At 56.3% G+C, this 16550-nt stretch carries 13 protein-coding genes and 1 pseudogene; 4 read left to right on the top strand and 10 right to left on the bottom strand.

The annotated features are described in order from the left end of the window. Nucleotides 1-152: 152 nt before the first annotated feature. The 6 genes from ACMTNU_RS18260 to ACMTNU_RS18235 all read right to left on the bottom strand — a co-directional run bounded on the left by ACMTNU_RS18260 (nucleotide 153) and on the right by ACMTNU_RS18235 (nucleotide 7966). On the bottom strand, nucleotides 153-1304 hold the full coding sequence (locus ACMTNU_RS18260) for a RuBisCO large subunit C-terminal-like domain-containing protein (protein ID WP_413936732.1): 1152 nt from the start codon (nucleotides 1302-1304) through the stop codon (nucleotides 153-155). A 244-nt stretch (nucleotides 1305-1548) separates the two neighbouring features. After that, entirely contained in the window at nucleotides 1549-3294 is a 1746-nt protein-coding gene (locus ACMTNU_RS18255) for a DEAD/DEAH box helicase (RefSeq protein WP_413936731.1), read from the bottom strand. A 356-nt stretch (nucleotides 3295-3650) separates the two neighbouring features. Next, nucleotides 3651-3971, bottom strand: a complete 321-nt coding sequence (locus ACMTNU_RS18250) for a hypothetical protein (RefSeq protein WP_413936730.1) — start codon at nucleotides 3969-3971, stop codon at nucleotides 3651-3653. A 211-nt stretch (nucleotides 3972-4182) separates the two neighbouring features. After that, complete coding sequence (locus tag ACMTNU_RS18245; RefSeq protein WP_413936729.1) at nucleotides 4183-4515, bottom strand: hypothetical protein; 333 nt, start codon at nucleotides 4513-4515, stop codon at nucleotides 4183-4185. Between the two features lie 153 nt (nucleotides 4516-4668). Continuing rightward, nucleotides 4669-5055, bottom strand: a complete 387-nt coding sequence (locus ACMTNU_RS18240) for an STAS domain-containing protein (RefSeq protein ID WP_413936728.1) — start codon at nucleotides 5053-5055, stop codon at nucleotides 4669-4671. Nucleotides 5056-5188: 133 nt separating this feature from the next. Continuing rightward, nucleotides 5189-7966 (bottom strand): SpoIIE family protein phosphatase, encoded by a 2778-nt coding sequence (locus tag ACMTNU_RS18235; RefSeq protein ID WP_413936727.1) that lies wholly within the window; start codon nucleotides 7964-7966, stop codon nucleotides 5189-5191. 475 nt (nucleotides 7967-8441) lie between these two features. Here ACMTNU_RS18235 and ACMTNU_RS18230 point away from each other — a divergent pair, with 475 nt between their 5' ends. Beyond that, nucleotides 8442-9170: an outer membrane protein gene (locus tag ACMTNU_RS18230; RefSeq protein ID WP_413936726.1), complete on the top strand. Its 729-nt coding sequence runs from the start codon at nucleotides 8442-8444 to the stop codon at nucleotides 9168-9170. 129 nt (nucleotides 9171-9299) lie between these two features. On the opposite strand, the gene lepB is transcribed toward ACMTNU_RS18230, so the two are convergent. Both lepB and ACMTNU_RS18220 read right to left on the bottom strand, forming a co-directional pair. Beyond that, the gene (gene lepB, locus ACMTNU_RS18225) at nucleotides 9300-10310 is read right to left on the bottom strand and encodes a signal peptidase I (protein ID WP_413936725.1); all 1011 of its coding nucleotides are present in this window, start codon (nucleotides 10308-10310) and stop codon (nucleotides 9300-9302) included. Between the two features lie 103 nt (nucleotides 10311-10413). Next, complete coding sequence (locus ACMTNU_RS18220; RefSeq protein WP_413936724.1) at nucleotides 10414-11586, bottom strand: geranylgeranyl reductase family protein; 1173 nt, start codon at nucleotides 11584-11586, stop codon at nucleotides 10414-10416. A 383-nt stretch (nucleotides 11587-11969) separates the two neighbouring features. Between ACMTNU_RS18220 and ACMTNU_RS18215 the strand changes: the two genes are divergently transcribed. Beyond that, complete coding sequence (locus tag ACMTNU_RS18215; protein ID WP_413936723.1) at nucleotides 11970-12656, top strand: zinc metallopeptidase; 687 nt, start codon at nucleotides 11970-11972, stop codon at nucleotides 12654-12656. A gap of 21 nt (nucleotides 12657-12677) precedes the next feature. Here the strand turns inward: ACMTNU_RS18215 and ACMTNU_RS18210 are convergent, their stop codons facing one another. Continuing rightward, nucleotides 12678-13418, bottom strand: a complete 741-nt coding sequence (locus ACMTNU_RS18210) for a dienelactone hydrolase family protein (RefSeq protein ID WP_413936722.1) — start codon at nucleotides 13416-13418, stop codon at nucleotides 12678-12680. A 214-nt stretch (nucleotides 13419-13632) separates the two neighbouring features. Then, nucleotides 13633-15010, bottom strand: a pseudogene (gene hflX, locus ACMTNU_RS18205) (GTPase HflX). Nucleotides 15011-15183: 173 nt separating this feature from the next. On the opposite strand from hflX, the gene ACMTNU_RS18200 reads away from it, so the two are divergent. Both ACMTNU_RS18200 and ACMTNU_RS18195 read left to right on the top strand, forming a co-directional pair. Then, a complete protein-coding gene (locus ACMTNU_RS18200; protein WP_413936721.1) occupies nucleotides 15184-15678 on the top strand; it encodes a hypothetical protein in 495 nt (164 codons plus the stop codon). A gap of 187 nt (nucleotides 15679-15865) precedes the next feature. Beyond that, a complete protein-coding gene (locus tag ACMTNU_RS18195; protein ID WP_413936720.1) occupies nucleotides 15866-16375 on the top strand; it encodes a thermonuclease family protein in 510 nt (169 codons plus the stop codon). Nucleotides 16376-16550: the final 175 nt, after the last annotated feature.

Raw genomic sequence — 16550 nt, 5'->3', positions numbered from 1 at the left:
CCACAGATGGCCGATCGTGCGGAGCATCTCAAAGAACCGGTTGAAGATCTTCATCCTGTCCTCCACATTCAAACTGCGTCAGTCCCTTTCACCACTTGTGGCACCGATGAAGGACAGCATACCAAAGCCACGCGCATTTTAGGAAGTGCGGTTCACCCCGACGGCAACTTCCACTCCCGTATCGTACGATGCAACCTCCTCAACGCTGCTGGAATTCCTTCAGGGTCTTTCTGAATACGGCTTCCGACTATAAAGACAACATCAGAACCTAACGTCTCCCCAAGCTCTGACAGTCGTTCTGACCCGATTCGTCCACCGACGGCCGGCATCGTCGGCTTGATTGGCCCCCACGATGCTCGACAACTCTGTGCGACGGAGAGACAGTCTTGTTGCGACATAGGATAGCCCGCACCGAAGGCCGGATAGATGGTGAGATCAGCACCAGCGAGGCGAGGCAGCAGTCCATACAGAACGCCTGGTGCAACCCCGCCCCTCTCGGAACCGACCGATGCAGCCAGAAAAGCTGGATGACTCAGGATCGGCAGATTGAGACTCTCGTCCGAACTGAGCGACCTCATAGCATCAAATCCAGTCAGGCCCGGCGCGATCAAGAGACCAGTGGCACCGAGTGCCTTGGCTCGTGCCGCTCGCTTCCGCATGGTTTCAGAGGCACCACTGACATGTGCAAAATAGAGACAGGGGCGGCCTCGCCGACGACTCCGGTCACCGATGGCCTCTGCACATCTGGAGACTCGCTCCTCGAATGGACTCCAGCGCTGATCCAGTAAGCTCTGATCGTCTTTGATCAGATCCATCTCACCCTCCACAAGCTGAGCAGCCAAGTCGGCAAGTTCCTGCGCCGTGCGCCCTAAGGGTTTCAACACGCCACAAAGGAGCGGGCGGTTGCTCATCGCGAGGAGCTGCCTGATGCGTTCAAGGCCAAATCGAGGACCTTGGCAGGACGACAGCAGTCCATCTGTCATTGAAAAGGACAGTAATCTGACATTTCCTCGAAGACTGCTGGTCCCAAACAAGACATTGAGAAGATCCGCACAGTCACCGTTCAGAAGTTCCCCTCGAAACCGAATCGTGGCTTCATACCGACCCTCAGCGGATTGGTGCAGGTTCTGAATTTGCCCCACGATCTCTGATTGGAGTACGTGCGGAAGCAGACCGGCTTCCGCTTCGATGGTCTGGTCGAAGCAGATTCGCTCGGCCATCATCTGAGCAGTGGATGCAGGCCCATCAATCTCGTACACTGCCGTCAGAAACTCCGCTCCGTCAGGAACTCTCGCATTCATCATAGATGCTCAGAGGCTCATCGTTTTCGGGAGGCGGAGTGATAAACAGTATGTAAATACCTGGAGGGAACGACCGCAACGCGATACAGCCCCTCCCCAACTAGAAGCTTCATCGCCAAACCGGGCCAGCCACCAACGGGTCGCGTGGCAAAGATCAGCAATGGGGTAAGGTCCAAACCAGCGTGACCGTGCACGCTGGTTTGCAGGCTCTCACACAGGTTTGAAACCTTCTTGCTCCGCAGCTCGGTTAGTCGCGAAAGATTCGTACCGATACTTTTCTCCCCTTGATCCGTGCACGGCTGAGCTGTTGAATCACACGGGGAGCCAGGGATTCCGGAATATCAACCAGAGAAAATCGCTCTTCGACTTCGATCGCACCGATGACGCTGGAATTGACGTTCGCCTCGTTGGCGATTGCGCCTACGAGATCGCCCGGTCTGATACCTGACTCGCGTCCAGCGCCGATGTATACCCGTGCCATGCCGGTCTCCCGCCCGCCACCATGACGTGGCGGCCCTGTCGGTCGACGATCGGGTCGGGAGGCCATACTCCGGGACCGATCGTCATAGCGACCGGCCTGCCGGACAGGTCTGCCGAATTCAGCCTGCCGAGGAGGCAACGCTGGAATCTCTTGTTCAGGACGCTCCCCACCTTGGGTCCGCACAAGCAGTTTGATCGCAGCCGCCGCAACATCGGTTGGCGAATGGGAGGCGGTCAGCCGATCGACAAGGGGAGTGAACCCTTCCAGCTTAGCATCACGCAAAACCTCTGCCATAGTGGCGTGGATCCGTTCCAATTGTTTGGCGCGAAGATCAGCGACGCTGGGTACCGGCAACACACTGACCTGAGCTTTCGTGTGTTGCTCAATCGTTCGCAGCAACCGTTGTTCACGAGGGTCAAGGATCGTGATGGCCACGCCTTCCCGACCGGCTCGTCCGGTCCGGCCGATCCGATGCACGTATACCTCAGCTGAGGACGGGAGATCGTAATTGATCACATGTGAGACCTGTGGAATATCCAGACCGCGCGCCGCAACATCGGTCGCGACTAATAATTCGGTTTGCCCAGCCTTGAACGCCTGCATGACACGATCACGCTGTCCCTGGTTCATGCCGCCGTGGATTGCCTCGGCACGGTGACCACGCCCGGTGAGCATTGCCGTCACTTCATCAACTTCCAGCCTGGTTCGACAGAAGACTAATGCTGATTTTGCGCCGGCTACCTCAATCACGCGGGCGAGTGCGGCGCCTCGATGCGGTCTCGTGACGATATAAGCCGCTTGCTGGACGCGAGGAGCCGTGCCGGACTTGATAGGTTCCTTTGCAATCGTAATCTCAACGGGATTGTGGAGATGCCTGTGGGCAATTGAGCGAATCCGTGGGGGCATCGTCGCTGAGAACAAGGCGGTCTGTTTGGTCTTGGGCGTGCCTGTCAGAATCGCGTCCAGGTCATCCGCAAACCCCATGTCGAGCATTTCATCGGCTTCGTCTAAGACGACGATCTTCACCGCTTGCAGCTTCAGCGTGCCTCGGCGGATATGATCCAGGGCGCGTCCAGGTGTGGCCACGACCACATCGACACCCCGCTTGAGTGCGTGCAACTGCGGACCGATAGCCTGTCCACCATACACCGCCAACACACTCATCCGTAATTCCTTGCCGTACCGCTGCATCGCTTCCCCGACTTGAATCGCCAATTCGCGGGTCGGCACGAGCACAAGTGCCGAGGGACGAGCTTTTTCCGCATGCGCAATTCGCTGCAGCATTGGTAATGCGAAGGCTGCGGTCTTACCGGTCCCTGTGGCTGCCTGTCCGAGAAGGTCTCGACCTGCCAGTAGCGGTGGAATGGCCTCCCGTTGGATCGGAGTCGGTTCTTCATAGCCCAAGGTTTCCAGAGTCGTGAGAAGCGGCGCTTCAAGCCCGAGTGAGGCAAACCCTGGTGAGAAGCCCGTGGCATTCGGGCCGGTGGATGCTGACGATTGGTTCTGTTTCATACAGATGCTGACACCTTTCATGCTGAAAATGGACCGAGAGTCGTCCAGAGGAAACCGGAATCATACTATGGAGGCAGATGGTACGTGGAAGAGGATGGTCAGCGCAAGACACGGTGACAGAAGATGGGGTCTGACCTCAATACAAAACTGTGCGGGCGATCAATACGTCGGCCTCTCACCACGAAACGTTGCAGACACCCACATCACAGGGCATGGGAATCATCCAAGATACCGACGACCCCCATCTCCCATGGAGGAGATGGATTCCCCGGATGGAACAGATCAACTGTTCCACCCGGGGAATGTCATGAAGGGTTCAATCCCAAGAAAATAGGCCATGACGAGAGAGGATTCATCTATGTTCGACGCATAGCGACCGCATGCACCGGAACCAGACGTTCATCCGCCGGGATGAGAAATATCAGCTGAGCCAAGGCTCGGTACCTCGCTTCCAATGCACGACATCGCCTCACAAATCGACTGGCCGACAAGCGTGGAAAATAGTCGCGATGTGTCTCATAAAAGAGCGCTCGGCGTCCCCAGCGCTCGGCTTTGAACAGGCACAAGCGAGTCACTAATTCCAACAGATGGTTCGGTGACAACCGCGGATGCTCCTGATTAAACGGAGTGGCAAGAACAGATGGAGAGATGGTCAGTCCCTTCGTCACATCTTTCATCACGTATCCTCCTTATGCGATATGCCGACACCAACATCTCAAGCTCACGACCTTGAGCGCTCCAGGCCCCCGCAAGCTTGGCTCATCTTGTTGATCTCTTATAAACCCGGAACATGAAGGGAACATTAGGACAAGATGAAAACTTGTTCATCAAAGCCAGGAAGGACAATGCGGCGGAGTCATAAAACGGCAACCGGCAACAAGGATGAGGTCACGAATCGGCACAGGCACAGCCCGGTAGCGGTTCGGTGGCAATGTAGGTGAGATTGTTAGTATAAGAAACAAACCCCTTTTGACGCCCATACAGGATCAGCACACAATCCGTCCCTTTACGGTCGACAAAAAACCGGTAATCCGTACCGGACGGCGCCGCGATGGCGAACGGACGGGGCCCGAGATCATAGGTGGTGAGCGTAAAGACAGTCTTGTGTGCGAGCGCATCGGAAGTCGCTGACGGTTCACCCTGGTGAACCAACATCGTCGATAGTCGATGAATAAACGTGGCTCGACAGGATTCATCCACCAGATTTGTTACTGTAGCCATAGTCGTACAACCGGTCAGGGTCAGGACAATGATCCAGAGAATGCGACGGGACAAAGAACGCGGCTCTATCAGGCTGGCTTGTATTGCAGGAAACCTCACGACCAAGGGATCCACCCATACACTCTTATCCGAGACGATCCGGCATCGGGACAGCTAGCCTGTAAAACCTGCGGCGGCTTCTTCTTCCGTGTTACAGAGTTCAATCGTGCTTCCGTACACACGGTTCAGGAGATGAAATCCACTGGCTTCAAGCGCTTCCTTGACCATCCCCTTTGCCGCAGCGATCTTCATCTGCCCTTGAACGGCGCTCAGCTCTTTTGAGGCCAAGATGAGGACTCGAATCCCTCCGCTGCTGATGTAATCGACGTCGGCCAAGTTCAGGACGATCTTTTTCGCGCCTTGGTCCAAAATCTTCTTGATCTCCTTGTTCCCCTGTTCGGCGGTGGTGGCAGACAAGCTACCCTGTACCTTCACGAATGTAACCCCTGCACTTTCGCGGGACGTCACGGTCAATGTGTGTCGGGTTCCTTGGTCCATCATCCCCTCCTTACTTATTAAACATTGGGCACACGGTCCGAACTGGGTATCGAGTCGTCTATGATAGCAGCGATGCGTCGTTGGTTCCACCGGTACGATACCAACCGACCGAGCAATGCACACCTCGTAAACGCATTTACCCTGCCTCTTGGACCTTAGAGTGGGCCTCTTCCAAGGTAGAGGCATGAAGGTTCATCATCAACGCTCCGCTCAGTTGCAATACCGTGCGAACCTGCTCGTCCCCCCCTGAAAGCACGAGTCTCCCGGCTGCTTCGGTCATGACCATGACAGCTTTCAAGATCACCCGCAACCCAATCGAGGAAATGTACGAAATGTTCGAGAGATCCAACACGATCCTCCGTTCGCCACGCTGGATGTGACCCAGCACAATCCGTTCGACCTCCGGTGCGCTGTTCGTATCAAACCGGTCCTGCGGCGTCACGATCATCACGGCACCGCGTCGAACCGACTTCACATCGGTTCCCACGTCCATCGGTTCGTGAGGCAGGAGTGGTGGCTGCTTCTCGACAATGCTTGCGCCGCTCTTCTTATGATCATCGCGGTGACCGAGAACGGACGACGTGGAAACCAGTTTCTTCTTCACCGTCAGCACATTGCGTCCCACGTTGCGGTGGTAGGTGACCTCGTCAAACATGGAGCGGACCAGATGGATCCCCAACCCACCGATTTCTCGTTCATGCAGCAAGAGAGAGAGGTCCGGAGGAGCAGCGCTTAAGGGGTTGAAGGGAATGCCGTCATCCGCAATGGTCAGAATGACGTACCCATCCTGTATGTCACCTTCCACGTCGATGTGATGCTCCGTCGGGTCGTTGGGAAAGGCGTATTGCACCACATTGTTCAGCAAGTCATCCAGCGCCATATTGAGCGTGGGAATCAACGGCTTGGCATCTTCCCATTGTGCCACATACTCCTCAAAGGCGATCTGTAGGACTGGAATGGCCTCCAATTGGTTGGGCATCGTCTGTCGAAAGACCCGAGTTGCGACATCAGACGGAGTCATGCCGTGATAGCGCAGCCCCAGCATCGTGATGTCGTCCGCCTGTGGAGCGTCACCCGCAAACGCTTTCACGGCCGACATCACTTCCCCCAAACGGTCCACCACCGAAAGAGCCTGTGATTTCCTCAGCACCATTTTCAGCCGATCCTTGCCGAACAGTTCACGCCTTCTGTTGTCCGCTTCGGTCACTCCATCGGTGTAGAGAAAGAGCTCATCCCCAGGTTCTAATTGGATGGTGCTTTCTTTGAAGGCGATGCCTGCCATGGGACCGACCAACGGCCCGTCTTGAGCCGTCAGCCATTCGAACGCGCCGTTCCTTCGCTTCAACAAGGGCGGATTATGGCCGGCATTGGTCGTCACAAGCGTGCCGTCTCGGAGATTCAAGATGCCGAGATAGAGCGTGACGAACATGCAGCTGTCGTTCTCAGCACTGAGCGCATCGTTCACATGCGTCACGATACTGGCGGGCGAGGGATCAGAGGCTGCTCTGGTCTTCACCATGATTTTGGTCATGGCCATAAACAGCGCGGCGGGGACTCCGTTGCCCGAGACATCACCGATCACAAAACACAGCCGATGCTGATCGACCAGAAAAAAATCGTAGAGATCACCGCCGATCTCCAAGGCCGGTTCCAGCACGGCATAGAGCTCCAATTCTTTTCGATCCGGGAATGCGGGAAAGACGCGCGGGAGCATACTCCGTTGAATATCGCGGCCGACATTCAACTCTTCTTGCATACGGGTTTTCGCGGCCTCGACCAAGGCCAATGAATCCGCCAACCGCGCCTTGGCATCCTCAGCTGCCTGTTCGGCGTTCTTCAAGGCCGTAATATCGGTGGCAATAAAGACGATCCCGCCATCATCAGTCTTCCGCTCATTGATTTGCAGCCACTCTCCACTGGACCGATATTGAATGTACGGTGAAACCGGATCGCGATGCATTTCAAGACGCCAGCGCATCCAGGGTTCGACATTTCCCATCGCAGCCGGAATATCGCCGCGTTCGGCAGTTCGGCGGACGATCGACTCGAATAAGTCGCCGGATTGGACCTGGGCTCCATTCCCGGACATCACCTCACGATACTTGCGATTGCAGATGACCAGACGGTCGTCCGCGTCGAACAAGGCAAACCATTGTGGAACACTTTCGATCGCCTCGATCAGCCGAGCATGACTCGCACGAGCCAGCGTGGATGCCTTCGTCACTTGCCGGTCGATAACGGCCAGGAGGGTGGAAAGCGACACGGCGACGACAGCAAGAAGATCGACGTCGATGGCCGGTGGGTGCATACGGTTTACGACATCCCCTACCCCGTACATCGGAATCATCCCGATGAGATGCGTCCCGGCAAGAGCAAACCCCATGGCGGTCGCCTTCTCCGTCACCCGCCAACCACCGTAGCTGATATTCCATCCTGCAATCACGGTGACGACAACACTAAGGACAACGATTCCGATGACCGAGTAGACAAACGGAAGCAGGATCGCTTGGGCATCGATCGGGTGGTGCACGGCCATGGTGCTGGTCACATGGGTGAGACTCATGCAGGCCCCCATCAGCATGCCCCCGGAGACCAGCCGCATCTCTCCCTCGACGTGACTGCTGATCACATAGACGGCAATAGCTCCGGTTGCCCCTGCGGACAGCAGTGAGAGTAGGGCCAGGCCTGCGTCTTCGGTGGCCGAGACGCTGGGACAAAAGGCCAGGTTTCCGATGAAATGCATGGCCCAGATCTCAAGTCCGGCCGCGACGGCTCCGATGAACAACCATCGGATCGTGGTGTGCCCTTGATCGGGGGCACGCATCCGTTCGGCAATGCTCAGGATGACGTAAGAGGCTGCACCTCCAAGTAACATCGAGCAGACCGCGAGCAGCGGATCACAGATTCCCAACACAAACACACCCCGCTAAGGATTGAGGCCTACGAACCGATCATGACATCATGACACGCGCCTCCAGATCTGGAGCCACGACGGTAAGGCGGCGCCGGAACTACCTAAACCGAGACTTGTAGCAACCCCATACCATGTTGAATCGCAGCTGGCAAGCCGGCGAGCGGAGGGGTCTCTACAGCGCGGTAGATAAGGACGTTCTCACTGCATTCGCTGATCGAGACGCGTTCAGCGCGGAGCTCTCATCTTTGGGCCACCAACCGACAGATCAATCGGACCTATCGAAGAATATCTTCCGTCGCGCTCGCTCTAAAGAAGCGGCTATCCAGACTCTCCTCCCGATTATCCTCCTCCCTGCCCAACCATGCGGCAGACCTTCTCTACATCACGTTCAGAAAATAGAATATTGCTAGCCAAGAAGCTGTAGTCGGTATGTAATTGTAGCCAAGCAGATTAACTCACCGGAGGGAGTAAGGTCATGGCCAATCGAATGAGTATTATCGTGCTGAGTCTTGTGCTATGGATGGGACTTCTCATCTCTCCAAAAGAAGGATCAGCTGAATGGTACGCCGATGCCTACGCGGGAGCGGTTTTTACCTCAAATACCGACCTGACAGTGACCAGTTCATTGGGGACGACGACAACCTATCAGGGCCTCGACATACACAACAGTTGGACGGCCGGAGGCCGGGGAGGCTATTGGCTGGACAAGCAGAAAATGGATTGGCTTGGATTCGGACTGGACGTCTTTTTCTTCCATGTTAAGACGCCTCCAGGACAACAGGTGGGGGTGGTCAGTGGTGGAGGAACTAGCACGCAATTCGCTCATTGGAGCTTACCGGCATGGGGAATCGGCTTCGATGTCCTGCGCCTGCGACTCCCGCTGCTTCGGGATGACCAATTCACTCACGGACGTGTGCAGCCATATCTTGCCGCCGGACCGGCGGTATTCATTACCTACGCAGGGCAAAATACATTTGTTCAGCCTACGGGACAAAGCTCCACCGACGCGTCAGTCGGCGCCAAAGTGGACGCCGGTGTGACCGTCATGGTCACGAAACGGATAGGAGCATTCGCGCAATATCGCTTCACCCACTTCACCACAGAATTGGAGTATCAGAACACGACACCTGCCCTGGCAACAGAAATATTCAAAACCACGTACGACACGCATCACGCAATAGCAGGCCTGTCTGTACGCTTCTGATTCCACTAGCCAACTTCCCGTGCCTGCTCAGTCTGATCAAGGCTGAGCAGGCCACAGCCTCTCCATTTTCAACTTCTTCGGCATGTGCAACCGGGGCAGGACGATCAGCGTGAGCCTCACACTTCGCGGTCAGCGCACCAGCTGATTGAGCCGTTCCCATCGTGGATCGTGTGTGTCGGGATCGACCGACCAGTAGATAAAGAGCACCCGTCCCAGCAGATGTTCCTTGCTGATCGGTCCCAAGAAACGGCTATCTAAACTTTCTTCACGGTTGTCACCCATGAGGAAATACGTCTCTAGCGGAACGGTAATCGGTGGGAGATGATCGCGGACATGCCCGGCCATACTCGAGCGGTCGGAATGGCGCGTATAGGGTTCCGACAAGGCGTCACCATTCACATATACGACCTGGTCGCGAATCGCAATCTGATCACCGGGGAGCCCGATCACACGATGGAGAAACCGCTTTCCATTCTCATCCGGATAGCGGTAGACGACGACATCCCCCTGCTGGGGCTCAGCCGCCTGATAGGCCACCTGGTGGACAATCACATGGTCACCCGGCAACAGCGTCGGTTCCATTGATTGACTGGGAATCTGGTAAATCTGGGACCGCGCACGAACGAGTGGTAACAGCTCCGGTAGACGGTCTCTGACAAAAGACTCGCGAAGATCTTGTAACCTGGACGACGGTGACAGGCTTTCATCTTCATACGCTGCGAGCAGCCGCTGCGCCTCTGCGCCTGGCAGTTTGGTGCCATAATATTCCGCGAGATGATCCTCCCAGAAGTTGGTCGGAGCGAGATCGACGAGCATGACTTTGAGTGAGTGCACAAAGGATTGTTCGATTCGATCAGTTTGCGTGAAGGTCAATGGTGTAGACAGCCCCGACTGGGCTTCAAGCAGACGGCTGTACCCCGCCACATCCGACTGAGCGGCGATCACATGGAACAAGCGATCAGAGGTGACTTCTAGGCGAGCAAGTTGCTGATACACCGTGAACGGTTCCGGATCAACATGGGACACCGTCAACGAGGTTTCGCTGCATCCGGCCCAGGTACCAAGGCCCACACCCGCCAAGCAGAGGACGACAAGCCTGAAACAGTTTCTGCCACGGTCAGATACAGAACAGCACGACATGTGAGTCATCTCTCCTCCCGTACGTGATACCGCGGAAGAATACCGCACTCTGTGTCAAGGCGAAAGGCCTCCCCTACCCATATCCAGCCTGACCGTCGTTCCCTCAGACGGATCGGTCTCTTGCCTTCCTGATCCATGGAGGAGTCAGAAGACTGATCAGGGTCTGCGGCTTCAATGTCAAATCGCGATAGGTTCTGGTCCCCGCCATCACATCCGTCACCGCTTCACAGAGACGCTGTCCTTCTCGTAGAAACGCCCATGAACGGAGGCGAGGAAAGTCATACAGCAATCGGGCAAACAGACGCCCGGCCCGCAGTTCAGGCATGAGGGACTCCGCAAGCGAGCGAGTATACTTGGCGTGAACGGCCTGTTCGTCCAGATTTCCCTCAATCAAGGACTGCGCAGCCGATTGGCCGCTGCGAAGGGCGAATGAAATGCCTTCTCCTGTGACAGGATCGGCAAATCCAGCCGCGTCCCCGACCAACAGCACGCGGTGCTTCATAAACGGTCCTGTTCGCGGCCGAATGGGAATGACGAACCCATGATGCTCAATCTGGGCCACATCACGACAACCCAGTAGATCGAGATACGTTAAGATTGTGCGCTTCAGCTCGCCTTCCCGCTGAACCATCGAGAGGATACCGATCGAGAGGTGTTGTCGTTTCGGAAACGCCCAGGCATAGCCATGGGGGAGAATACCGAAATCAAATCGTGCCACGCCATTAAATCGATCCAGCCGATCCTGAGGCATCGTGACCTCATACTCCAAAGCCGGAACCAGAATCCGTCCGTCCGCCGTTCCGACTTTCCGTGCCACTCGGCTCAGCGCGCCGTCGGCGGCTAGGACAAACCTGGCCCTCATCTCTCCCATGCTGGTGGAGACCCTGACACAGTCACCGTGATAGGAGACATCCTCGAACGAGCAACGTTGGTGCACCACAGCGCCGCCTGCTTGCGCGGATGAGAGTAAGGCATAATCAAACTGATCGCGCATTGTCATGGAGACAATGGGTGAAGGTCGATGGGTGGTGAAGAATACGCCTGTGGAGGAGAGATGGAGTTGTGCCGTGTGACAATCCTGTTCGATCACAGGGCGCACATCGATAGGTACGGCCTGTATCGCACGACCAACAATCCCACCACCGCACGTCTTATACCGTGGCAACGCCGCTTTCTCGAGTACGGCAACCTGTACACCTGCCCGTGCCAGTCGCCACGCCGCGATAGAACCAGCCGGGCCACTACCGACTACAATGACGTCATACGTGAGACTCATCGCTCACGTACGCCGCTGTTGACAATGAAGGAGGTCTTTTTCATTCAATAGGGAATGCCTATCAGGATGAGCCCGGTGCCTGTTGCGAAAGGGGCTGATGAGTGAGGAGCCATCACATGGTCGTCTGCACATGCTCCTCATCTTCGAATTGCAGGAACATATCCTGTCGAGCCTCCGCAGGAAAAGCGATCCTGCACCATGCAGCCGACCACGTGTCTCACTCAACATCCATGACCTAGTGTACGTTGTGTCACGTTGAAAATTCAGCACCGATTCTTGGCGTGATCTGTGGTAGCCTATGTGGCAAGACGGATTGATCTCAACCGGTTCGGTCGTGAAACGTCAAGGAGAGATCAGCTGACAACAGAGTTGGAGCGGGGAAAATGGTGCGCCTTGTCCTACTTCTACTCATCGTGGCGCTGGTCACTGTGGGGCCGCAACTCTGGACCAAGCGCGTCTTTGCCAGACACAATACGCCCCGTCCGGACTTTCCTGGGACCGGAGGAGAGTTAGCCAGACACCTGCTCAATCAGTTCGACCTTCACCACGTCATCGTGGAACCGACGCGCACAGGCGATCACTATGATCCTGTCAGTAAAGCGGTTCGTCTGACCCCGGAGATCCTCGATGGCAAATCCCTGACGGCGATTACGATTGCCGCCCACGAAGTCGGACACGCCATTCAGCACCACCTCGGATACCAGCCCTTAACGGAGCGTACAAAGCTCGTGCTGGTTGCCCAGAAAGCGGAAAAGATCGGGGCGGTGCTCATGATGGCCATTCCCATCGCGGGAGCAGTCGCGCGCACCCCGGTTGCAAGTGTGGTCGTGCTGATGGCTGGGATAGCGACGATGGGGATCTCGACGTTGGTCCACCTGATCACCCTTCCCGTCGAATGGGATGCCAGCTTCAGACGGGCCTTGCCCGTGCTCAGACAAGGCAACTATCTGTCACCGGCCGATGAACGAGGGGCTCGTAGCATTCTCACCGCCGCCGCATTCACCTACCTGGCCGCATCCCTGGCAAGCTTGGTCAACCTCTGGCGCTGGATTGGGTTTCTCCGACGATAGGCCCGGATCAAATTCCAGGCTTCATCGTAGTCGACGGTGGAAGAGCTCAGCCGCGAGACCATAGCAGATGCGCGCAACAGCTGGGTCGTATCGAGGACCTTCGTCGCGAAGAAAGGCATGGGCGCCGTTGAACTCATGCCACTGAAATCGCACAGCGGCATCACTCAGTGCGTTGTAAATGAGTGCCCGCCCCTCGCGAGGGATGTGCGGGTCCTGTCGACCCCAGATCATCAGGAGTTCACCCTTGATCTCGGCAACTCGATCCAGGCTGTCGTCATGGAGTCCCTGGCCAAGACTGTGCTTGTGAATATCCGTCGCATAGAAACATGCGGCGGCCAGCACATCGGGGTGCATCGCCGCACGAAATGCCAGATGGCCGCCGATGCAGATCCCCATCACACCCAGCTTACCCGTGCAATAGGGTAACGACGCCAGATAGTCCAAGACCGCGCGCGCATCACCATCGTAGCTCGACAGAGTTTTAGTGATTTTGTGCTGATTACCGCGCGCCGCGCCTGCCTCGTCATAGGCCAATACCGTACCGGCCGGCTCCAGCTCATGAAAGATCTCCGGTACCGCCACCACAAATCCATGACTCGCCAGCATCGCGGCCGTGCGACGGATCGGCCCCGTGACCTGGAAAATCTCCGAGTAGAGCACCACCCCAGGATAACAACCCTCACCGTTAGGACGAACGAAATAGGTCCGCATTAGTCCCGTTGGAGTGGGCAGGTCAGTCGATTCAGACTCAGTAATGGTCATAGATCCAACTCATAGTGGGTTGTTCTGATTTAGAGAGAAGATGGAGTCGGCCACAGAGTCATTGTACGTCAGAGCGAACGGGTTGCCCTCTCTTTTCTCTTTTCTCTTTTCCAGATCGTGAGTACGGGCTTGGAAGTTCACAGTGATCCTAACCCGAAACCGAGACCTGTCTCCCATTGATGAATGGCTGGTCAATGGCAGGATTCGAGGCTTATCACGCGAGCTTCTTCTTGATCACCGCCAGATGCTTAGGGGTCGATCGCACCAGGATCCTCACGCCTTCGGCATCATACTGTTCGGACAGAATCCGCATCCGCGATCGGATCTCGGCCAGGATCTTTTGAGCCGTAAATGGAATATGCAATTCCTCATCGATCATCTCCTGCTCGAAGTAGCCCATGATGCGATCCCGCAACGCGGTCAGATCATCTCAGCTCCTCGTGCACAGGAACACAGCTTCCGGATATTCAGACTGTAACAAGGCGATCTCGTCCGGGCCGAGACGATCTCGTTTGTTCAACACCAAGAGGCTGGGACTGTCCGTGGCGCCCACCTCGGCTAACACATTCCGCGTGACGTCAAGTTGAGACCGAAAGGAAGGATCTGAGGCATCGACGACAAACAGCACCAGCGAGGCGCAGGCCGCTTCATCCAACGTGGACTTGAACGACGCCACCAGATCATGCGGAAGTTTCTTAATAAATCCCACCGTATCGCTCATGAGCACTTTCGGACGCGTTTCAGGATGGAGAGGCCGAATCGTGGTATCGAGTGTGGCGAACAGCTTGTCGGCCACGAGCACATCGCTTCCCGTCATCGCCCGCATCAATGAGGATTTTCCGGCATTGGTGTACCCGACCAGGGCGACGGTCAATTCCTTCTCCCGTCTTGCTCGGCGGATGTGGTGCTCGTCTCCAATGGCCGCCAATTCGGTCCTGAGCTCCTTCAGGCGATCACGAATGCGGCGCTTATCGAGCTCCAGACTCGTTTCTCCTGCCCCCGATTCCTCCGCCTTGCCGCTCTCTTCCACCACCGGTCTCACGCAAGCGTGGCGCCAGATAGTTGAGCCGAGCGATCTCGACCTGCAGCCGAGCCGCTCTGGTCCGGGCATGTCGACTGAAAATTTCAATGATGACGCCGGTTCGATCAAGCACCGGCACGCCGACCGCACGCTCAAGATTGCTCAATTGTGAGGGCGACAGGTCACAGTCTACAATGACGACTTGCGCCTGTTCGTGAGGACTGCCTGACGTCTCGCCTAGCTCTTCCGATTCCCCCTCGTCGAAGTCCTCTGTATCGTCCCCCGCCGAGGCCTCGTGCTTCGAGGCCGATTGAGGCATCGGTTTCTCATATGACGGCCCAATGACCCCGGGCCCACCGGTCCACCGGGCTAATTCAGACAGTTTCCCTTGGCCCAGGACCGTTGCAGATCTCTCGGAGCTCCGTTTCTGAGTCACCTGGCCGACGACCTGGTATCCCAAGGTCTTTACCAGACGAGTGAGTTCTTGCAGCGAACTATCCAGCTCCTCCCGAGTTACACCGGGAGTATGGATCGCCACCAGCACGGCACGAGATTGGGAGAGGGTCGTCATCGTTTCTATTCCCTTGGCTACATCGTGGAAGAAGAGATGTCATCTTATCAGGGAATGGCGCGTTTAGCGCAGCTCACACCGCATCTCAATACGACGGCTGTCACCTGTGATACATGCAGTTCCATTTGCCCTTGATGAGCAGCTGTCCTATTGTTTGAGCAAGGGGGAGGTCTATGACACCCACACCGATTCTGTTTCATGACATCGACGGCGTACTGTTCGGCGAATACGCGGGTGAGTTTCAGCTTCGACCCGGTGTGAAATCCTGGCTTGCCTGGGCCCACGAGCACTTTCAGGTCATCTGGCTCACCTCATGGGAATCGGACAAGATCAAGGCCCTGTTGCACGTCCTGTATTGTGAACGGTTCCACGGTCTTCCGGAGGTCCCCTCGTTTCATCACGCCAACTGGACGAACTGTCAGAACAAGGTGATCTGGCTCGAACAGGCCGTCAAAAAGTTGAAGGACCGCGAATGGTTTTGGATCGACGACGAAATCAAAACATGGACACCGGCGATTCAGCACGCCGGCCTCTCCCTCGACCGCTGTATCCAATCAAATCCGGAAGGAAGGGATGAGCTCCTCCGGATCCAATCCACCCTGGTCAGTCGGCTTGAATGGATACGAACACAGACGCGCGATAGCATCCGTCCCAAGGACGCGGCATAAGCGACGACCGTGAGAGGCGTTCGAATGAACGGATGACGCACCGCAGGCAGCCGTCCATCCTCCCGTGTGCTTGTCATAAATTACGTATCGATACTATTTGCAATGCATACGTACGTGTCTTATCGTATACTCATTCACAGGTCGTCAGCCGGCCTCCCCTTCGAGACTGGTACGGCCTGGCACAGGCATGCGATTGCGCTTACTCCCACTGCAAGTTCCCCTTCTCCTTTTTCTGTGCAGTACCCCTGCCTTCTCGTTCACCGGCCTGGTCGTATCCGTCAAAGACGGTGACACCATTGAAGTCCTGTCGAACGGGCAAACCACAAAGATTCGCCTGCACGGAATCGACTGCCCTGAGAAGCGCCAGGCCTATGGATATCGGGCAAAACTTGCCACGGCTGTCTTGACCTTCGGTCAGGCCGTCACGATTCACCCGCATGAAAAAGATAAGTACGGGCGACTTGTTGCCGAGGTGATACTTGCGGATGAGACGAATGTGAACCAGCTCCTCGTCAAAGACGGATGGTGCTGGTGGTATCGGACATATGCGCCAGCCGATCCGGTGCTTGAAACGCTAGAGTCCGAAGCACGTCGAACCAGACGAGGGCTCTGGATTGACCCCAATCCTGTCCCGCCGTGGGTCTATCGGAAGTTGAAACACAAGCCACCTGTCGGCGTCTTGGAGCCACTCCCCTAGCCCTCAATAGGCATCCTCCCGGTCGCCGACTTCTCAGACAGGGACGTGACTCCTTCTTCAGCCTGTCCCGTGGCCACGTCCACATGAGCTGCTTTTTTCTATTCGATGGCCTGTTCCAGTTTGTACCGCTCACGATTTCTTGGACACGGTTGTTGCCGTATTGGACCCGACCTCC

The organism is Nitrospira sp. BLG_1, from assembly GCF_047338595.1.
Lineage (GTDB): Bacteria > Nitrospirota > Nitrospiria > Nitrospirales > Nitrospiraceae > Nitrospira_D.
Note: the sequence above shows the minus strand (reverse complement) of the source record. Positions and strands in the feature narration are given on the sequence as shown.